The sequence below is a fragment of the Coleofasciculus sp. FACHB-1120 genome, assembly GCF_014698845.1.
Classification (GTDB): Bacteria; Cyanobacteriota; Cyanobacteriia; order Cyanobacteriales; family FACHB-T130; genus FACHB-T130.
Map to the genome: position 1 here is coordinate 17,081 of NZ_JACJTV010000022.1, position 21,794 is coordinate 38,874.

10 protein-coding genes are annotated in these 21,794 nt (G+C 49.7%); 4 read left to right on the top strand and 6 right to left on the bottom strand.

What is annotated here, in order from left to right; genetic code table 11:
- Positions 1–121 precede the first annotated feature (121 nt).
- Positions 122–2,602: an ATP-dependent Clp protease ATP-binding subunit gene (locus H6H02_RS18355; RefSeq protein ID WP_190820358.1), complete on the bottom strand. Its 2,481-nt coding sequence runs from the start codon at positions 2,600–2,602 to the stop codon at positions 122–124.
- A 531-nt stretch (positions 2,603–3,133) separates the two neighbouring features.
- Positions 3,134–3,346, bottom strand: coding sequence for a hypothetical protein (locus H6H02_RS18360; RefSeq protein ID WP_190820360.1), 213 nt, complete (start codon positions 3,344–3,346; stop codon positions 3,134–3,136).
- Positions 3,347–3,590: 244 nt separating this feature from the next.
- Between H6H02_RS18360 and H6H02_RS18365 the strand changes: the two genes are divergently transcribed.
- Positions 3,591–4,772: a histone deacetylase gene (locus H6H02_RS18365; RefSeq protein ID WP_190820363.1), complete on the top strand. Its 1,182-nt coding sequence runs from the start codon at positions 3,591–3,593 to the stop codon at positions 4,770–4,772.
- Between the two features lie 35 nt (positions 4,773–4,807).
- Here the strand turns inward: H6H02_RS18365 and H6H02_RS18370 are convergent, their stop codons facing one another.
- Positions 4,808–11,401, bottom strand: a complete 6,594-nt coding sequence (locus H6H02_RS18370; RefSeq protein ID WP_190820365.1) for a translocation/assembly module TamB — start codon at positions 11,399–11,401, stop codon at positions 4,808–4,810.
- 449 nt (positions 11,402–11,850) lie between these two features.
- Positions 11,851–13,590, bottom strand: coding sequence for a hypothetical protein (locus H6H02_RS18375; protein ID WP_190820369.1), 1,740 nt, complete (start codon positions 13,588–13,590; stop codon positions 11,851–11,853).
- Between the two features lie 517 nt (positions 13,591–14,107).
- Between H6H02_RS18375 and H6H02_RS18380 the strand changes: the two genes are divergently transcribed.
- Positions 14,108–15,118, top strand: a complete 1,011-nt coding sequence (locus H6H02_RS18380) for an NAD-dependent epimerase (RefSeq protein ID WP_190820371.1) — start codon at positions 14,108–14,110, stop codon at positions 15,116–15,118.
- An 87-nt stretch (positions 15,119–15,205) separates the two neighbouring features.
- Here the strand turns inward: H6H02_RS18380 and H6H02_RS18385 are convergent, their stop codons facing one another.
- Entirely contained in the window at positions 15,206–17,578 is a 2,373-nt protein-coding gene (locus tag H6H02_RS18385; RefSeq protein WP_190820373.1) for a polysaccharide biosynthesis tyrosine autokinase, read from the bottom strand.
- A gap of 161 nt (positions 17,579–17,739) precedes the next feature.
- Positions 17,740–19,260 carry an SLBB domain-containing protein gene (locus tag H6H02_RS18390; RefSeq protein ID WP_190820375.1) on the bottom strand — a complete coding sequence of 507 codons (1,521 nt, stop codon included), beginning with the start codon at positions 19,258–19,260 and terminating at the stop codon, positions 17,740–17,742.
- A 156-nt stretch (positions 19,261–19,416) separates the two neighbouring features.
- Between H6H02_RS18390 and H6H02_RS18395 the strand changes: the two genes are divergently transcribed.
- Together H6H02_RS18395 and H6H02_RS18400 are read left to right on the top strand one after the other, a co-directional pair.
- A complete protein-coding gene (locus H6H02_RS18395) occupies positions 19,417–21,159 on the top strand; it encodes an S-layer homology domain-containing protein (RefSeq protein WP_190820378.1) in 1,743 nt (580 codons plus the stop codon).
- 25 nt (positions 21,160–21,184) lie between these two features.
- Positions 21,185–21,748: a hypothetical protein gene (locus H6H02_RS18400; RefSeq protein WP_190820380.1), complete on the top strand. Its 564-nt coding sequence runs from the start codon at positions 21,185–21,187 to the stop codon at positions 21,746–21,748.
- Positions 21,749–21,794 lie beyond the last annotated feature (46 nt).

A 21,794-nucleotide genomic window follows, 5' to 3' on the forward strand; every position in this document is an offset into this window, starting at 1 on the left:
CTACATCTCGCCAGCAGCCTTTTTTGAGCAGAAATGGACGGTTGCAAAAAAAATCCCCTGGCAGAAATGCCAGGGGATGAAAGTGCTAAATCTTAGCTAATGAATTGGGTAACTCATGCCCTTAGGCGACAGGAAGTAACTCTCGCTGTTCGGATTTGACTACCTGAATCTGACCGTCATCGTCAACATCAATGATGGCTGTGTCTCCATCTTGAATGGTGCCAGATAGCATGGCTTCAGCCAAGTTGTCTTCCAGGAGTCGCATAATCGCCCGACGCAGCGGTCTTGCACCGTAAGCAGGACTGTAGCCTTCGGTAACGACACGGTCTTTGAAGCGATCGCTTACTTCCAAAGTAATTCCCTGTTCGGTCAAGCGTTCGGCGATTTCGCGCAGCATGATTACAGAAATTTGCTTCACTTCGTCCTTCGTCAACTGACGGAAGACAATGATCTCGTCGAGACGATTGAGAAACTCAGGACGGAAGTATTGCTTGAGTTCTTCATTCACCAAAGCGCGAACGTGGTTGTATTGCGCCTCAGCTTGATTGTCAGTTACCTCGAAGCCTAAACCGCCGCCGCCTTTCTCAATGACTTTAGAACCAACGTTGGAGGTCATGATAATCAAGGTGTTCTTGAAGTCTACTGTGCGACCTTGAGCATCGGTCAGGCGACCGTCATCCAAGAGTTGCAGCAGCATATTGAACACATCGGGGTGAGCTTTTTCGATTTCGTCGAATAGTACCACGGTGTAAGGCTTGCGACGCACTGCTTCAGTTAACTGACCGCCTTCGTCGTATCCCACGTATCCAGGAGGCGAACCAATCAGCTTGGAAACCGTGTGGCTTTCCATGAATTCCGACATATCCAGGCGGATCATGGCTTCTTCGGAACCGAAGAAGTAAGCAGCTAAGGATTTCGCAAGTTCCGTCTTACCGACTCCGGTGGGGCCAGAGAAGATAAAGCTGGCGATGGGACGGTTGGGGTCTTTTAGACCAACGCGGGCGCGGCGAATCGCCTTAGAGGCGGCGGTGACAGCTTCCTCTTGACCGATGAGACGCTGGTGCAAGGTATCTTCTAAGTGCAGCAGCAATTCCGATTCGGATTCGGTGAGTTTGCTGACAGGAACTCCAGTCCAGGAAGCAACGATTTGAGCGATGTCCTCTTCGTTAACAACTGGGGAATCTTCGGGGTTAATGACTTCTGTCTTTTTGTTGTCAGAAATCGCCTTCAACTGTGCCTCAAGCTCCAACTCGCGATCGCGCAGTTGTCCCGCTTTATCAAAGTCTTGAGCCTTCACAACCGCTTCTTTCTCTTTGGTCACTTCACGCAGTTCGCGCTTCAGTTGTCCAGTACCAGAAGACTTGCTGTTTCTCAGATGGACGCGAGAACCCGCTTCATCAATCAGGTCAATTGCCTTATCCGGCAGGTAACGGTCTGAGATGTAGCGATCGCTCAAGCTGGCGGCTGCAACCAGAGCAACATCAGAGATTTTAACTTTATGGTGCTGCTCGTAGCGATCGCGCAGACCAAATAAAATCTCGATGGTTTCACTGACGCTGGGTGCGCCTACCATAATCGGCTGGAAGCGACGTTCTAAAGCCGCATCTCGCTCAATATGCTTGCGGTATTCGTCCAGGGTGGTCATTCCCATGCACTGCAACTCGCCTCGCGCTAATGCTGGCTTGAGGATATTCGCCGCATCCATGCCACCTTCGGTTGAACCCGTACCAATCAGGGTATGCACTTCGTCAATGACCAGAATGACGTTCCCCGATGTCCGAACTTCATCCACAATTTTCTTGAGACGTTCTTCAAATTCGCCCCGGAATTTGGTACCCGCAATTAGCGAACCCATATCCAGACCGATCACCTGCTTATCTTCCAAAAAGCCAGGAACGTCTTTATTCACAATCCGCTGAGCTAAACCTTCCGCGATCGCAGTTTTACCAACTCCTGGCTCTCCAATCAACACCGGGTTGCTCTTGGTGCGGCGAGCTAATATCTGGATAGCGCGTTCGATTTCTTTGGCGCGACCAACGACCGGATCGAGCTTGCCTTGTGCAGCGAGTGTCGTCAGATTCGTGCCGAACTCATCTAACGTTGCGGTTTTGCGATCGCCACGTCCGGATGTCGAACGATCTTCTCCACTACCCGCAGAGACGGCTGTGACTTCTCCCAACATCCGAATCACGGCGGTACGGAGGTTATCGGGGTTAGCGTTCAGGTTTTGCAGCACTTTTGCGGCAACTCCTTCCCCTTCTTGAATCAGCCCTAGTAGCAGGTGTTCCGGGCCTATATAGTTATGTCCGAAAGCCTTTGCTTCGACAAAAGCTTGCTCGAAAACACGCTTCACCTTAGGGGTAAAGGGAATTTCAGAAGGTACAAAGCGAGATCCTCGACCAATAATTTTTTCTACCTCAATCCGGCATGCTTGGAGGGTGATGCCTTGATCGATCAGGACTTTTGCCGCCACACCCGTGCCTTCTGCAATTAATCCTAAAAGGAGTTGCTCGGTGCCCACGAGGTTGTGTCCCAGGCGACGTGCCTCTTCCTGGGATAGCATGATTACCCTAACGGCTTTGTCTGTGAAATGTTGAAACATAGCAACTTTCCTCTACCGAGCTGTTTAGGCGATGGGTGAAGTGGCATTTCCCCATGCATAAACTTTTATGTACTTGCTTAATTAACAATGTATCTCTACCCTGATAGCGATCGCAGTGGGCACAACCGTATGAAACAGGTGTAGTTGCCGCCTATGCATAGGTTTGGAGCGCGATGCATGTATGGCGAAAGAAAATATACCTCGGTAGTTATAAATTGCAGGTATATAAATGTAGGGGTGAATTTAAAATCCTTCCCTACCGTCGCCAACCTTCAACCGGGAGCGGCTTCATTAATTCTTATAAACTTAATAATACTTATTATTAAGCCCCCATACATGGCTCCCTGTATTCGTAGCTTAAGATACTAATTAGAGTTTTACCCACTAAAAGTGTCGGGAAATCTTATATTTCTACCTCGCGGTATATTTTTTTTGAACCGGCTCCCTTAACAGTTCTTCACCAATCATCCAAAATCCTCATTTATCGTAGAGAAGCTGTGCAAGGACGTGGTTAGGATGATTTGAGGGATATCACTGTAAAAATTTCTTGCCTTCTGAATCTGCCTTTTGAATGGCAAAATCAACTAATTTCCTCCCAATCCCTTGATATGCGAACGATAGTATTTCTACACGTCGATATGCGCTAGAATGCCTCATTTTTATCATCTTTGCTGCTGTATAATCCAGTTCATCTACTTTTTGGGAAGCATCATCAACGGCAAGCCGATAGCAAACTTCGGTCATTCCAACCAGTCAGAAAGTAATTTTAGAAAAAATACTGTTTTTCCTCAAAATTAAGGGAAATCCAAAACTGACTTGTTTAGAGAAGCTTTCGTAGGCAAAAACTGTATAGACTAGATTAATCGCTTCATAAAAAGTCTGATAAACAAGGATTTAAGGTGCATTTTCGAGAAAATGGGTAATCGATGAAAAGTCATTAGTTGTTAGTGGAGGACTCATGACTAATAACGAATAACCAATAACCGAAATGTTGCCAACTGCCCTAATTTATACGCCTGAATTTGCTATACACGATCCTGGTCAAATTAGGGTCGAAGGAAATAATTTATATCACCGGGTAGCGGGGCAAGATTTGCTTGACCCAGTTTACACGTTAGACCAAATTCAGTTTCCTTACCCAGTCGTTAGTCCGGTTCCCCACCCGGAATCCAGTAGTCGCCTGACAGCCGTAATGGCAGCGCTGAGGGGTTTTGGGTTAAGCCAGCAGATGACTCTTCTTGAGCCAGAATCGGCAACGGAAGAGGATTTACAGGCGGTACACACATCGGAATACATTGCTCAAGTCCGGGCAATCAGTGCGGCTGGCGGGTATTTGGCTGAGTCTACCTATGTAAGCCCCGGCTCTTACAAAACCGCCTTGATTTCCGCTGGGGCAGGAATTAGCGCCCTCAAGGGCATTTTGTCCGGGCAGATTCAAAGCGCTTTGTGCTTAAACCGTCCGCCTGGACACCACGCCGGACGCGAAAAAGCGGGTGGTTTCTGCTTATTTAATAATGCAGCGATCGCAGCCAAGTATTGCTTAAAAAAAGGGGGTGTAGAGCGTGTTTTAATCTTGGATTGGGACTTGCATCACGGAGATGGCACCCAAGATATCGTACAGGACGACCCGCGTATCATTTTTTGCTCCCTCCACCAATTCGGCGCAGAGCTTTACCCGCAAACCGGCAATCTGGAGGATATTGGCGCACAAGGTAACATTATTAACCTGCCGCTACCCGCGAAGCTAGCAGATGAGGAGTATTGGGCGTTGTTCCAAAGTATCATCCCGGCTCTGATTGCCCAGGCTAAACCCGATATCGTGATTGTATCAGCGGGGTTTGATGGACACTTCGATGATATCAATCATCTTTACCTATACGATCCTGGCGCAGGCTTGTGCCTGAGTGCCCAACTTTACTACAACCTAACCCGTTTAGTCGCAGAAGCGATCGCCTCCTTGGGTGGGCATTACCTGCTGTTGTTAGAAGGTGGCTACGATGCCACGAATTTGGGCAACTGTCTAGTGAATACGTCTGCGGCAATGTTGGGTTTGCCGCTTGTCATTGAAGAAACTCTCCCCCACAGAGAAATGGAGTCTTCTTTTAACTTGGAGAAATATATTGCAAGACTCAACGCAGTACAGCTAGGTCGTTGGCAATTCTCTCGATAGTCATCACTCACTCCTTAGCCTTCAGCCCTCACTTCTTAGAAGCGCTTTTCATACTCGATAACACCCCTGGTTTCCCCAGACAAATCGGTGCCACCTCTCAGCAGAATTTCATTATTCACTCGATAAGTGACACCAAACTCAGGAGGCTCATCAGCCGTCAGAATCTTCGATACAGAGGCAGAAAGCTTGGGAGTGACAGCAACCCCAAGCTCTGCCGCCAGACCCAGCGTTGAAGTACGAGATTTTTCATCTCTAACCACCGTGGGGAACAAACGAAATTCGCTCAATCCCAACGCATCTCCCACCACATTTTGGAAAGGTGTTAACAGCGCCGAACCTGCCAAGTTTGCGAGTCCTAATGTGGTATCTCCTCGACCCAGCGTTTCCACAAAGCCGCCACCCAAAAGGGCGACAATTTCGCTCTCGCTGCGAGGCGGATTGCTGGTTAGCTCCAAATTATCTGCCAATTGACTTGCCGAACCTGTGGCTCTGGCTTGAATGCGAACCGTTTGTAACGCCCCCAAATTGGTAGCGGGAACATCGCTAATTTCGCTACTCACAATCCCTGTGGCGCTTGTGTCCGCAATCCGGCTGCGAGTCACTTCGGAAACAGATGCCACCAGCCGAATATCCAGAACCGGGTCAAGTCCATCACTGGGGGTAAACTCAGCCGTGTGTTCGTAGCCGCGTGCCAAGCGGAACTGAGTGGTAAATAGATTCACCTGACCCCTCGTTAGACGAATCGTGCCCTTTGGCTGAGGCTCATCCAGGGTGCCATTGAGAGTAAAGCCACCAGTCGCTTGGAAACTCAGTAGCGGTGGGCGGCTGATTTCGACGCTTTTGCCTAGAGTCAGTTGCAGGTTATTAAATGCAGGAGTGAAGGGTTGCTCGTTAGACGTTGGGGAGGAGGGGGTTCCGGTACCGCCACTGGGTGAACCTGTTCCACTTGTGCCTTCCCCTGCCGTCTCTCCTATCAGCACCCGACCATCAGCAAGTCGCACTTCACCCCCAATTTGCGGATTGAAAGCCGAGCCACTAATCTCCACGTTGCCGTTGACGCCGCCTGAGTATAACCCTTTCAGATTTAAAGCTAACTCGTCGAGGCTAACTGTGAGTTTTTCCCCTGTTCCTTGACCTGTGCCTGAAATGGGGATGGCACCGGAGACGACCACTTCACCGCCGCTAAAGTTACCCCGGAAGTTTTCTACTTGGATGCGGTCAAAGTTAAATAAGACCCTCCCGTTGACATCGGTGAGCGGTTCGGGCAAAGCTTGGGCTTCGATAGTGGCATCATCAACAGTCGCAATCCCGTTAGCGACAAGCTGATTTAATCCGCCTGTGCTGGGGTTAACCGTACCCCGAACGTTGAGTTGCACCTGTCCGGTACCATCCACCCAGGTGACGGCAGAACGCGAGAGCAGGTTGAGTAGAGAGAGTCCCTCATTTTGAACGTTCAAATCCAGGCTGAGTTGGTTGTTATCGGGTGCGACGGAGGCAAAGGGCAACTGGTAAAAGGGAATGCTGCCGGTGATTTGAGTCGTTGGGGGGATGGCGATTGGAGATGGGGTACTAGGCGTTGTTGGAGCCTGAGTATTGGGCGGATTCTCCCCAGCTTCCGGGCTTCCCGGCTCCCCAGCTTCGGCAGTGGCGATGGTGCTGCTGAAGGTCAGACGGGCATTCGTGTATCGAAAACTACCCCGCGCTGCTTGGACAGCGGTTTGGTTCAGCGTGCCATCAGTGAGAGTTAGTTCGCCGATGGCTTGAGGATTGTTGATGCTGCCTGCAAGGGTTGCGGTTCCATTGAGATTCCCGGTGATATCGACTGGCAAATTGGCAAACTCTTGGAGTGGGGCGACTGGGACATTTCTCAGGCGCAACTGACCGCTTTGTTCTGCGCCGCCAAGGGTGCCGGTGAAGGCAAGCAGCGTTTCCTCAGACTCAATTCGTAAGGGCAGAAGGGTGAGGACGCCGTTTTGGAAGCTGCCTTTGAGAATCACATTATCGGCAGTGTAGAGACGATTTGGCTGGTCGTCTGTGCCCCACTTCCAGTTATTTCCGCCGAAATCAAAGTCGAGGTTAATGCCTTGTCTAGGGGAAGCCGCCACGTTGACTTCGCCGGAGAAATTGCCGGTGAGGTCTTTGAGTTCGGGGATGGGTGAAGCTTCGCGTTCCTCTTGCTGGGCGGCAAGGATGGCTTCTATTTCCGACAAACGGCGCAGTTGAGCTTGTAGGGTAGCATTGGGTTGACCGACGGGTTGGGGTCGAACCTCGGCGGCGCTGGCATAGGTGGGGGGTTGTCCGCCTCTTGCCAGGTCTTGTAAATCAAAGATTTGCAGGAGGGGGAGGACGTTTTGTATTTTTCCTTGAGCCACTTTCAGCGAACCTTTTAGTTCGGGGCCGCTAGAGGTTTGAGTGGCGCTACCGGCGAGGGCGTATAGACTTTCGCCTTGGCGGAACTCTCCCCCAGCCAAGGTAGCGGTACCATCGGCATAACGGAAACTGCCGATTGTCAGCAAATCGCCTTTAATATTGCCAAGGACGGGTTGCGCGATCGCTACATTATTCCCAGCAACATTAAAATTGGCGAGATTCAGGATAAAGTCTCCAGAAAGTTTACCTTCGATGGGTTGGGATGCGATCGCTGGCGGTAGACTTGCTAAAGCATTTCGGGGAGCTAAATCTTTCAACAGTTTGAGCGGAACGTTTTGTACATCCACCACTAATAAATCCCCATCTCGGTTGCCTTGCGCCAACACCTCATCACGCTTCACTAAAAAAGAGACGGGTTGATAGTTAGGCGACAACACCAGCGAAATCCTGTCTTGTTGATTGCCTGCTAGCTCAACGCTACTAGCCTGTCCGGGGACTAAATTGATTTGCCCGGTGAGAACGGGGTCGAACACCAAGTCATTGGCGGCAAAATCCTCGACACGCAACTGTCCGGTTGCTCGGATAGCTGCCGGATTCACAGCAGTCAGCGACCCAGAAGCATCAACGTTGCCACTCACCCGTCCTCGCAGCGCTGGAACCGGCACGGAATCCGGTAATGCTGCGACAAGCTGCTCCAGGTCAACATTGTTGGCAGAAATCGAACCCGCAAAGCGTCCGTCTTGGAGTTGGACATTTGAGGCAGTGATGGAGCCATCTCCCACATTCAAAGTTCCGGAAATCGTGCCGTTCAGGGTTGTCGGGGTGAAGGCAGCTAAACTGCCGGACAGGTTGAAGGAACTATTATTGAGCTGACCTTGGAATTGCGGTGGCAACTGGGGAAATACTTTTGCCAGCTCTACCCCATCCGCCTTGCCAGATGCTTGCCAGCGACCGTTGCCGAACTGTACATTGGCATCACTGACGCTTCCCTCACCCAAATTCAGATTTCCAGACGCTGTGCCGACAATACTTTCCGGGCCAAACGCCGCCAAACTTCCCGATAGGTTAAAAGAACCATTATTCAACTGACCTTGGAATTGGGGCGATTGGGGAAACACGCTAGCAAGTTGGATATTGGACGCCTCACCAGACGCTTGCCAGCGACCATTGCCAAACTGCACATTAGTGGCACTGACGCTGCCTCCGCCCAAGTTCAGATTTCCAGAAGCCGTGCCGCTAAGCGTTTCCGGGCCAAACGCCACCAAACTTCCCGACACATTAAACGAACCATTATTCAGCTGACCTTGGAATTGCGGTGGCAGTTCGGGAAATAAAGTTGCCAACTGAATCTCTGACGCTTGCCCGCGAGCTTGCCAGCGACCGTTGCCAAAGTCTACATTAGCGTCGCTGACGCTACCCCCGCCCACATTCAAACTTCCAGAAATCGTACCGCTAAGCGTTTCCGGGGTAAAAGCCGCCAGACTTCCCGACACATTAAAGGAACTGTTATTCAGGCGACCTTGAAATTGGGACGATTGGGGAAATACCCGTGCCAGTTGCACTCCAGATGCTTGTCCGCGAGCTTGCCAGCGACCGTTGTTAAATTGGATATTCGAGGCGGTAACGGTGCCCCCGCCAAGATTGAGACGCCCAGAAGCTTCTCCGGTAATGGTTTCAGGACTGACATTTTCCAGACTTCCGGCGACTTTAAAGGAACCGTTATTCAGCTGACCTTGGAATTGCGGTGGCAGTTCGGGAAATAGTTTTGCCAACTGGACGCCAGACGCTTGCCCAGATGCTTGCCAGCGACCGTTGCCAAGCTGTACGTTGGTGGCACTGACACGACCACCGCCAACCTGAAGATTTCCTTGGGCAGTCCCGCTAATCGTTTCCGGGGTGAAAGCCGCCAGACTTCCTGACAGGTTGAAGGAACCATTGTTCAGCCGACCTTGGACGGGTGATTCGGGCAAAACCGTTGCCAATTGAACGCCAGACGCTTGCCCAGACGCTTGCCAACGACCGTTGTTAAGCCGGACATTTGAGGCATTGACGCTGCCCCCACCAATATTCAGTTGAACCGATGCGGTGCCGCTAATGGTTTCGGGGGTGAAAGCAGCTAGACTTCCGGATAAGTTAAAAGAACCATTTGCAGTTTGATTTCGGAATTGCGGCGGCAGTTGTGGTGCTAGCTGCGCCAACTGGACACTAGAAGCTTGACCGGACGCTTCCCAGCGCCCTGCATTTAGGGCAATTTTTGAGGCCTTGACGGTGCCGCCAGCAACCCGGACGTTCGCCTGAGCGGTGCCGCGAACCGTTTCCGGTTTGAAGGAATCGACACTTCCCGCTAGATAAAAACTCCCATCTGCCTGGGCTGACTGCAACTGTGGCGGGAGTTCTGTCAAACGCGCCAGTTGAACATCATCGGCAACGCCTGCCGCCTCCCAGCGACCCTCTGCCACCTGACCTTTGACATTGACGGTGCCTGCCCCGACCCTCAGAGTTGTGTTGCGGAAGTAGGTTTTATCCTGAGTAACGATGACTTCTCCACTGCCTGGGTAGGTGGCTTGGGGTGCTTGAACTTGCACGACGGTCTGGAGGTTGCCGGTGGTGCCAAAGAGCTGTGCTTTGGCAGCTACGGTGCCGATCTGGATATTGGTCGGCTTGACGCCGTAAATCTGGGCAACGGCATCCCCTGGAATATCTTGACCGACGACATCGAATACCAACCCCCCTTGGTCGCCCATCTGAATGCGACCATTACCCGCCAGTCTGCCACCCACGCTAGGCAAGGCACGGATGTTGGTAATGGTGAGGAGGGAATCGATCATCTGAAATTGACCGCTAATCCCGCGAAAGTTTACCTTATCTACGATTAGGGGCACTTTTTCGGTGGGCTGGAGAGTGGCGACGGTTCCTGAGATGATGGGCTTTTCCAGCGCTCCCTTGAGCTGCAAGTCAACGCGGACTTTTCCAGTTACGGGGAAGGGCGACTCTACTTTGAGAGTATCGAGGGCAGTTGCGATCGCAACCGATTTGACTTGGGCGGCAATGTTGTACCCACCCTTTTCTTCCTGGGTATCGATAACCCCATTAGCAACTGCGGGAACCTGACCGTAAAGAGCGCTGACATTTTCCAGCGCGATCGCATATCCGTTGAATCGCACGAGTCCGTTGGCATTACTAAACGGTCGCGGCACCTCTGCAACCTGCGCTTGGACATTTTTGAGGATAGCTGTTCCCAGAAATGTGGCTCGCTCTTCATTTTGAAATCGGACTTCTAGGTTGCCATCCAACAGTCCCGCCTGAAAGTTTATTGGCAGCTTAGCTAAACGATCGACATCGACTGCACTCAGGTTCTGTGCTTGAACTTGCAGGTTTGTTTGTCCGGTTGGCACGCGGTGTTCACCGGAAATTTTGAGGCGGCTTTGGATGGGTGCAGCCGTTGAATTGGTCTGCTGTTTTTGAGGGACACTTTGTGTCGGTGCCCCGACAGGTTTAACTTGAGATTGAGCGCTGACATCAAAGTGAATTCGCTGGTTTTTATCGAAAAAGCGAACCGTACCCCCTACCTGATGAAAAGCGACTGGCACCCCCCTCCTCTCTGCTCTCGGAAGGAGGGCGTCCCCTTTAGGGAGCGTGTCTTGAGTATTACTACGCGGGGTATTTTGAGAGGGCAGCGTTGCATCTACATTTCCTCTTGCTTCCTGGCTGCCTTTTTTCCTCTCTACGATTTTGGGCGTTGGTACCAGCACAACGTCCGCGTTTTGAACCCGAATGCTTTGAATATCCGTCGTAATCGGCCCAGTTGGTTCTTCTGACTTCAGTTCAGTAGAAACCCAGCGTCCTTCTTTGTCCTGTTCAACGTAAATATCAGGGTTGACCAGGGTAATATCTAGCTGCAAAGTCCGTCTAAAGAGCAGCGCCATCGGATCGAAAACCACGTTTACAGCCTCTACCGAGGCGCGGTCGGGGTCAGTGGGCGTGGCTGGGATCGAGGAGGCACCGAAGCTTAGATTGTTGATGGAAAAGCCTTCGACTTTCCCTAGCTGCACGGGTCGTTCCAGCGTTTGACTGAGATTTTCTTCAACCAGCGGTGCTAACCGCTGGTGGACAAAAACCCACGCCCACCAGACCCCGCCAATTGTACTAAGCAGCAGGATAATTCCCAGCCCAAGGCCGGTGCGGCTTAAGAGTACCCATAGACGCCGATTGGAACGGGTAGCTGCTGTTTCATTACCCGAATTTGGGGAGTTCTTCATAGAAAACTAGCAACGGCGGTAACGAGGGTTTCTTGAGACATGATTGCAGGCTTCTACCGATGAATACTATCGGCTTGTCCTCTGTAAGTGTCAACTCTGGTCCTTACATCTGTTCCTTACACCACACCTGTATCATCTGTGGGAATTTTCCCACACTCGCGTACTCAGAATGAGACTTGCTTTGAAAGGGTCTGCTTGCGATCGCGTCGGTGACACCAGAATCCTACGCTCAAGGCATAATCAAACAGACTTGAGCGGCGCTGATATGTTTCACCAATCTGTCAATTGCCTAAAACTCATACCATTTTAGATTTTTGATTCCCAATTTTGGGTTAGAGAAGATTGGCTGCGATCGCGAAGTGCTGACTTGTCAGTTCGCGATCGCAGCCAATCGCCACTGACTACCCTTTACTTGTAACTACCTTAAGTTGAAATGATTTCAGTAGTATTTAATCGGGGGTAGCTTTAATCATACATTTGGCTTCCAGTACAACCAGCTCCCCTGTCTCCAAAACCGAACAGCGTTGCATCAAACCAGACATAGCTGGAATACTTCCCCGCTCCAGCATTCCTAAAACCTCTTTCGCTAGCGGTTGCCACTGTATAAACCAAGGATTGCTGGCGATATATTTAGGGGTAAATGCAGCTCGATCCAGCAAGAAAAAATCTACACCATAGGCTTGAATAAAATTTTTTATTTCTGCAAAATCTTGAGTGTACTGAGTGTGGATTAAATCGGTAGCTCGTTTGCGAATTTCACGTTCGTATTCCACGTGATAAGGATTTGCATATTCCCAGCCGACTAAAATAGCTCTGTTTGAAAAAGTAGGTAGGTTATCTACCTCTTCTGATAAGGAAGCAATGAGAGTGTCTTTAGGTTGTTTTTGAAAGAATTCATATAGTGCTGGTGCCTTTCCAACCACGTAATTACTGTTTGGGAATTTCTCCAACAGGTATGGATAAAAAACCAAGATTGTTCCTAGTAGAGTTGTTAACCCTAAGGCGGTAAACTGCCGCCGGATAAAAAATTCATCCTGCTGACTTGCCCACTGAAAAGCTGAATCTAGGAGCGCTAATAACACGATTCCTGCGCTCAATATCATCACCAATTTGAAGCTATATCGCGTGTAACGGGCAGGAGCAAAAAGCTTGTAGAGCATGGCATGAGCAGCCACAAATATCCCGAAAGAGCCTAGCGCAATCTGAGGCAAAATTATCACGTTGCTGGTAACTTGCCTAATTAAAGGGAACTTATCGGGATATCGCATCAGAATTGGCAATAACAATCCCATCAGAGATAGGGGATGTTCAAACACATTAGGCAGAAGACCACTATGTTGTCCAAACAGCCAAAACCCTAGGGGATTATTGTTATCAAAAAACGGAATTCTTCCTGTTTGAGAAAATGCTGGTAACGATCTTAGCTCCATCCCTGCGATCGCTGGGCCAACTTCAGCAGATTTCAAGGCATAGGGCAAGATCGCTAGCAGGCAAAGTCCCAGCCCAGTAGCGCCGAACAGATAATCAAGCCGATTCTTAGATAGAAGGGGTCGCTGTCCGTCCCAGCGCCACAGTCGCAAGATTAAGATTCCGGCTAAAATGAACAACAACGGGGGATAAAACAATCCAGCCAAAGCGATCGCGCCTAGACATAAAAATAAAGAGCGCCGCAGCAAATAGTACAAAAAGGCTAGAAAAAACAAATAAATAAAAGACCGGGGAGTGCTAGAAACTAAATCATCCCTCATAGAGAGATTTTGATTGAGCAGCAGCGTGCTAATAAATCCCACTGTGGGTACCGGAAATATTTCCATGCAGACTGCAAAACCGTAGGCGGTTGTCAGTAGTGTCAAAAAGACTGGTAGTAATTTACTCAAGCCAAGTGGCTCAATCCCCACAAATGCTATTAGTCGATAAAAAGTAGCATATCCAGAGGGGGTTATGGCTTGAAAATAGTCGGCAATGAAATCATTCGGAAACAAGCCTGAGTCTACAAATCGCTGCATCCAAAACACATATACCCGTGCATCATCTTGCACAACATAAGAGCTACTAAAAGCCTGCTTGAGTCCTAAAAAACTATAAATGAGGGCGAAAGTTAAGCTTAAAGTAAACCAAAATATCATCTGAGATTTAGAAGTTTTGGCAGTTGGGGTTGTTAAAAATTTGTGCAGGTGAGTGATTACCATACGTAAGGTGACAGACTCAGTTAGAAGGGCAAAATGAAACAGAATAGACAAACCCTGTAATCCGACATTAAGCAGAATTAAACTTAAAGCTTTTCATCAGACTAGGCACGGCTGGGATAGTTCCCTGTTTCAGGAAAGCAGGAGCGTCTCCTAGGCAGCAGATAGCAGGTGAAGGATTAGCCGCATTTAGCAGCATACGCTATGCGAGGAGTGCGGGTACACGCGCCGCACGCTACGCGAGGAGCGCTTTTCGCTCTCATCAACAAAATTCTCCCGGCTAGCTGCCTTGAGGTATCCTGTATAACCTCAAGGCAGCTTTCATGAGTTTGGTGGGGTTGTAAGGGCACATGAACCCTTGGCGTTACCAGTGCAGCTTGTACGGAACTATGGCATTTCCCTGAGTAGTTGGGCTAGACTTTGGACTTGAACGCCTTTGGATTTGTCGCGCTCATCGCGATTATTTGTCAATGACGGTACATCAATTACTAACCTGCTAACAGCGAGTAGAAACAAAAATATGGGGAAAATTTTAGTGACTGGTGCCGCTGGTTTTGTTGGTTTTTACTTATGTAAATTGCTGCTGGATAGAGGACAAGAGGTCATTGGCATCGATAATCTCAATGATTATTATGATGTCAATTTAAAACAAGCTCGTCTGGAGCAACTGAAGAAAAAAAATAATTTTCAGTTTTCCAAACTTGAATTGGCTGACCGTCAAGGAATCGCTGAGTTATTCGCGAATTCCCAGATTGAACGAGTGCTACACATGGCTGCCCAGGCCGGTGTACGTTACTCTCTGCAAAATCCCCATGCTTATGTCGATAGCAATTTGGTGGGATTTATGAATATCTTGGAGGGTTGTCGGCATTCGCAAGTTAAACATTTGGTATTTGCCTCTTCTAGTTCGGTTTATGGGGCAAATAAGAAAATGCCCTTTTCGGTACATGACAATGTAGACCATCCGGTCAGCTTGTATGCAGCTAGTAAAAAGGCAAATGAACTGATGGCACATACCTACAGTCATTTGTATGGTTTACCAACGACTGGCTTGCGCTTTTTTACAGTGTATGGGCCGTGGGGTCGTCCAGATATGGCGATGTTTTTGTTTACCAAAGCCATTTTAGAAGGGCGTCCGATTGATGTTTTTAATCATGGTAAGATGCGGCGCGATTTTACCTACATTGATGACATTGCAGAAGGAGTTTTACGAGTAGCTGATAAAATTCCACAGCCAAATCCTGATTTAACAGGAACTGACTCCGATCCAGGAGTGAGTGCCGCACCTTATAAAATTTACAATATTGGCAATAATACGCCGGTTGAATTAGGGCGCTTTATTGAGGTTTTGGAAGATTGTCTGGGTATGAAGGCAGTGAAAAATATGCTGCCAATGCAACCGGGGGATGTTCCTGAAACTTATGCCGATATTAGTGATTTACAAAGAGATGTTGGCTTCAAGCCTAGTACATCCATTGAGGTTGGAATTCCCCGTTTTGTTGAGTGGTATCGCTCTTTTTATGGGACGTAGCCTTTAGTTGTGAGCCATTAGTTTCTAGTCATTAGTTTTTAATGACTAGAAACTAATGGCTCATCCTTAACAATTAATCACTAACGCCTAGCGCAATCCAAGTTTCTTTTGCAAAAGTTTTTTGGCATTTTCTACTTCTGATTCTTGGTTAGAAGTGTAGTAGCGATCGTAGTAATAGTACGATCCACCGGCGTTTCTTCTCACACCGTTGGCAACCATACCCAAGACGGGGGCACTAGAGATTTTTAATGCATCTATCGCTTGTAGCAGGATAGAGCGATCAGTTTTGCCCAGTCTCGCTACCATGATCACGCCATTGGTATGGACAGCCAGGAGTCTGCCATCTGCCAGACCCAGTATCGGTGGGGTGTCATAAATTACTAAGTCAAAAACAGCGTTCAACTGCTCCATCAAATACTGCATTCGCTTAGAGGAAAGCAGTCTAGTGGGATCTGGTGGGATTTGTCCAGCAGTTAGCACGTAGAGATTGTCCCAGGAGGGCAAGCGTTGGATAGCTTCTCTGGGAGTTAGACCTGTGGCAATGACGTTGCTCAGTCCCTGGTGATTCTCTAAACCGAGGACGTTATGAACCTGAGGACGCCGTAAATCAGCATCTACCAGCAAAACTCGCTGCCCCATTGCCGCAGCCGCCTGCGCTAGGTGTACGGAAACAGTGGATTTACCATCGCCTGGGGAGGCTGAGCTAACCACTAGCGAGTGGATGGGGGTATCAGAACCGAGAAAACGAATATTGGTATGGAGAGAACGGAAGGATTCTAAGAAGGGAGAAGCATTGTACCAGCTAGCTTTGCGAGTGGTGGCACGCTCTTTGGATGGGGTATCTCCGTTTTGGTTTTTGGCTGAGGCTCCGTTTCCATTTGGCTGGGCGAAGTTGGTGAGTTCTGCGATGGGTTTGAATAGCTTGAGTTCTTTGTGATGGGGAATCAAGCCGAGAATGGGCAGTCGGGTGCTGTCTTTGAGTTCTTCGGGGGAGTGGAAGACATTGTCGAGTCGCTCTGCTAATAAGGCAGATGCCACCCCTAACAGTACCCCAGCGATCGCGCCTAATATCAGATTTCGCTTTGGCTTGGGAAAGATGGGATCTTCTGGCTTTTGGGGTTTGGCGATCAGCTGCCAGGGGAGAGCTTTCTGTGCTGCTTCAATTTGCAAGGTTTCCCGAACGGCTAGAAAGCGGTTTAAACTCTCGGTTGCGACGTTGAGTTCCCGCTGTAAATCTGTGTACTGACGGGCAATCAGGGGCAGTAGTCTAACTTGTTGATTTAAGCGCTTTTCGGCTTGCGCGATCGCATTGCCGCGAACTTCCAGAACCTGCACTTGGTTTGCCGCATCCACAAATTGCTGAATCAGCTCCAGGCGTACCGTGCTGGGGGAAGACAAATATTGCCGTTCGCTGAGACCAGATAGATTATTTCCTAATACTGCCGCCGCTTCTTGTTGCAACAGGGGCAGCAAATTTTGCTGCTGCTCTTTGAGTGACTGAATCGTGGGGCTTTCTTCCAGAAACCGGGCTGACTCGGTGGCAAGCTTTGTTTCGACTTCCTTAAGTTTATTGAGTAACTGTTGGTAGCGCGGTGCTTCCGAGAGAGCTGCGGCAGCGATCGCTTGATTGGGGGGTAGCCCTAACTGTTTTTGTAGCGTTACATACAGCGACCGGACTTCATTATGTTTTAGTTGGTTATCGAGTTTTTGTTCCTCAACATTAGACACCAGGGTGGCAAGTTGTTTGGCTTGTTCTTCCGGATCGAGGATGTTGTACCGTTGCCGAAATGCTTGCAGTTGTCCCTGGAGTTTGTCCACCCGTTGCTGAAGTCCAGGAAGTTGACCGTCTACAAACTTAATTCCCTGGTTGAGGTTAGTTTGCCGCTCCTGAAGACTGTATCTCAGGTAAACTTTAGCCAACTCAAATAATACGTACTTAATTTTATCGGGATTGGTATCTCTGTAACGTACTTCTAAAATTTTTGTTTTATCTAACTGGGTAATTGTCAGGTTGTTTTCAAGAATTAGTGACTCATAGTTGATATCGGGATAGCGATTTTGGATCTGAGCGATGAATGCCGCCATCCGTTCGGAACTGAGTAAAACTTTAATTTGAGTTTCGTAATCCAGACTAGAGTCGTTTAGAGCTGGCTCGATTGCCTGCAATTGAGTGAGTTTAGTCAGCTTATTTTCAGCCGTGACGGGTTCCACTAGGAGTTGAAACTTTCCTTCATACTTGGGTGTCTGGCTGAATGTCCATAAGCCGATTCCAGTCGTGACAACGATCGCCACTCCCGCAATCACCAAAGCACGGCGACGCACCACATTCAAGAGCTGACGAGCATTCAAGTCGTCCTGGCTGTTTTCCAGAAACTGAGTTTCGTCGGTTAGCGGCAATGGCTGGAATTGCTTGCCATTCCCTTTCGGCGATGACGGTTGAGAAAATTGCCCCGCTTCCATCTAGACCCCTGCACCTTGTTGGCTTGGTTGACGCGATCGCCAGAGATATTCCTGGTTCTTGCCTCATTTTGTACCATCAACGTGCAGGATGCTAGATCCCAACGACCAAATTTTTTCCTCAGCTCTTGATTGCGGCTCTCCAGACCTAGCTAGCCACGTTTCTACTCAAAGATTCTAAAGAAGTTGAATAAGCTGAAAACTCCTCCCAGCGGACTCAACACCGTCCCCAGTGTGTCTGAGAAATTAGCGAGGTTAGAGCGGTTCACCACCACCACGTCATTATTTCGTAAAATCGGATTGTTTTGATCGTTGATGCCCTGAGCAAAATTGACCTGGACGTTCCGCTTAGAAATAGTGCCGTTGGCGTTGAGACGAATCAACTCTACCGAACTCCTCCGGGCACGATTGTTAAATCCTCCGGCTGCCAAAACCGCTTGATTCAAGGTCGTATTGGGTGGCACTTCAATCGTCCCTGCATTGGCAACTTCCCCGACTACATTGACCCGAATGATATTGGGAGAGAAACTAGCTGTCGCGATTTGCGGTACCTCAGAGGGGTCGATATTGCTGGCAGTGGGCACCACCACGGTATCTCCTTCCTGCAAGATGACATCTTGAGTGACATCCCCAGACTGTAAAAGTTGCCAGAGGTTGATATCAAGGACTTTTTCGGGACCCGAACGGGCGGAACGACGGATTTGAACCTGGCGAATATCCGCTAAGGGGGTAATTCCTCCAGCGACTTGAATGGCTTGTGTCACCGTGGCAGGAGTGCTGCTGGAAGACGCAGCCCTATTCGCCTCAGGGGGAGTATTTGCAGTGGCAACGGTGGTTGGTGACACGATATAAGGCCCTGGACGGGAGACTTCTCCGACCACGACAATTTTGATCGGCCCAGTGTTTTGGGGTGCAAAGCTGGCATCCGCTAGGGTACGGGATTCATCGGCGTTGATTTGGGGGCTGGTGGGGATAAACAGCGAGTCTCCATCTCGCAAAGTGAGGTCTTGACTCAAATCGCCGTTGTTGAGTAATTCCCAGAGATTGACGGCGATGACATCCGAGGAACCGGGTGAAAGGCGGCGCAGTTCTACTTGGCGGATGTTGGCGGCTTGGGTAATGCCTCCAGCCAATTGCACTGCTTGCGTAACGGTGGGAAATTGCGTGCCTTCGGTGAGGTTAACGGTGTAGGAACCCGGACGATTGACTTCCCCAGCGACTGCGATTTTGACCGGACGGGGTGCCAACAGCGTCAGGGTTAGTAGGGGTCGTCGGATGTAACGAGCATATCTACTGGAGATTTCACTGGTTGCTCTTTCGAGGCTTAGATCCTGAACGGATACGCTGCCAATGATTGGCAGGTTGAGCGTGCCATCGATTAGCACTTGGTACTCACCGCTATATTCGGGAACCTCAAAAATATCCAGCCGGACGCGATCGCCTGCTCCTAGAGTATACGGGGCATCCGCTCCACGCCTTACAGATGTTCCTGCTGGGGCAGCAGAAGGTCGCAATCCGGGGAGTTGCGCGATCGCAGATGGAGGTAAAATCATCAGGGTCGTAACGCTAAGGAGCGTGAACCCCGCAACGGTTCGGGTAGCCAGTGTCGGAAAACCAACGCTCTTCGTCCAAAAATTACAGCTTGTTTCACGATGCCTTTTGGCGCTCAACTTAGCACTCTCCATTCCAAATTCTGTTAAACCTCGTTACACAAAGTCACGCCATTGACGGATACAATCCGTAAAAAGTTGCACTATAAATTTTAATCACCAACGTAATTTTCCCAAACTCGTGTACCTTTGAGGTGGCAAGGAATTTTTGGGTATGAGGAGGATAAGGTTATGACGCCAGCAACAGGTAGGAATCGTGTCAGTGCCAGCAAAAAGAAATTGTGGTACCGGGTAAACATCCTACTAAGTTCCATCTTTTTGGGCAGTACGCTCCTCTATGCGGCTGCCAGTCTGGCTACCACGAAGGCAAGTTCTACCAACGGGAACGCTTCAGCACCAGCCAAGGGTAGCGGTTCAATGGGTGACGCACTCTTAAAAACGATGCTAGGGGCTGAGGCGCTGCGTTCTAACAATCCTCCTCCAACCACCACACGTTCTAGCTCTTCGCTGCCAGCGATTCGCAATCCAGCTATCCCAGGAAGCAGTGTACAACAACCTGGAGCTGTCAGGACGCCATCGCAATTGGCTCAAGCTAGCACCTTCCCCGATGTACAGGGTAGCTGGGCGCAGACTTTTATTGAAGCACTCGCACAGCGAGATGTGATCGTAGGCTTTCCAGATGGCTCCTTCCGCCCTGACGAGCCGGTGACACGCGCTCAGTTTGCCGCCATGATCCGGAAGGCTTTTCAAAGACCTGCCACTCGCCAAGCGATCGATTTTGTGGATGTGCCTGCCAATTACTGGGGTTACACAGCCATTCAGGAAGCTTATCAGACAGGATTTTTAGAAGGATACCCCAACCAGGTTTTCCAACCGAATCAAAATATCCCCCGTGTCCAAGTCTTGGTATCTTTGGTCAGTGGACTTAACCTGTCTCCAACAGCAGACACCGCCTCGATTTTAAATGGTTTATTTCAGGATGCTGGCAGCATTCCTAGTTATGCTCGTACCAGTATTGCGGCTGCCTCACAAAATCAACTGGTTGTCAACTATCCAGATGTGGCGCTGTTAAATCCCAATCAGTTAGCCACTCGTGCTGACGTGGCGGCGTTTATTTACCAAGCTTTAGTGAATGCGGGGCAAGCGCCTCAGATTCCAGCAACGGATGTTGCCGCTCGTTACGTTGTTGGCTACGAACCAGTTGCGACAACACCGCCTCCCCCTACAGCAGAACAAGTTGCAGCCTTGCGCCAACAGTATCGACTTCCTGCACCACCGATAGTAGAACAGCTACGGCGCTTAATTGGAGGAAATTCCAGTATTACAACACCCACGGCTTTCGGGGCTGACCGGGGTCAGGCTTTTATCGGAGGGGGCTTCCAAGAAAGAACTCGCAACAGCAATAAGGCAGACGGGGTAATCGCCGCAGGTATCGGTCTGGGCGATGCTCGCAAAGCAGTGGGTGTAGAAGGAGTTATCTCAATTTATGACCTCTTCGGCGATGATAGCTTTGAAGATGGTGGGATTAGCTTCAAGATTCACCGTCAGTTTGCCAATGACCTAGCTGTAGCGGTTGGGGTGGAAAATATCGATACCTTTGGAAATCCCGATCCGGGATACAGCACCGTTTATGGTGTCGTCAGTAAAGTTTTTCCGCTAGGATCGCAGACAACGGCAGGTTTCACCCCCTCGGTTACTGCCTCTGTGGGTTTGGGCGGGGGTCGCTTTCGGTCAGTACCTGATATTGTGGCTGGTAGAGACTCGGTCAATCCGTTTGGCAGTATTGGTGTGCGCGTCGCTCAGCCGATATCTGTCATTGCCGAATGGAGCGGTCAAGATTTGAATGTGGGTGCTTCGATCGCCCCGTTCGAGAATATACCGCTGATCATCACTCCAGCGCTTGCTGATGTAACTGGAAATGCTGGTGATGGGGCGCGTTTCATCCTAGGCGTCGGTTACGGCATTACTTTCTAAGTTCTTTGCTCGCAAAACAAAAGCCATGAACATCAAACGTCTTTCTTTAAATCTCAGTTTAGGTTTAGCTTTAGGTTCTTCTCTACTGTTTTCGGAAACAGCATTTGCTCAAACTCCCGGCTTCAGTTCAGATGTCACCGGCCCGATTATGACGACTAGCGACGTTGTCAACGGAGCCTTCATACCCGACAGAGGCGGACGGGGAAGACTCGCTTTCAGAACGGAGGCGATCGCCTCTGCTGTCAATCAGGCAGCAGCCTCAGTCAACTCCCAGACCGCAAACAACAGCTTGGGGAACGTTTTGACGGGGACTGGAAATGTTGCTGCTAGCGCTAGCCAGCTAGAAAGCGGTCTGGTGAATGCTACTGAAGGCATTAATCCGACCCTAGCTCGTAACGTGGTTGCCAATTTGCAAGGGCTAACAACAAATGGTAGGGTCGATGCGGTTAGGCTGGCGGCGGCTGTTGAAGCCTACAATGCTCTCATCAACTCCAGTAGTGGCGTATTTTTGAGCGAGCCTCCCGATGAGCTGCTGGCAATTCAATCCGTCCTGGCTGCACTATTGAATGCGGCTTTTGGAGCAGGTTAACGCTACCTGCAAGTTTTGATGTCAGTAGGGAAGGCTTTATGAGGCG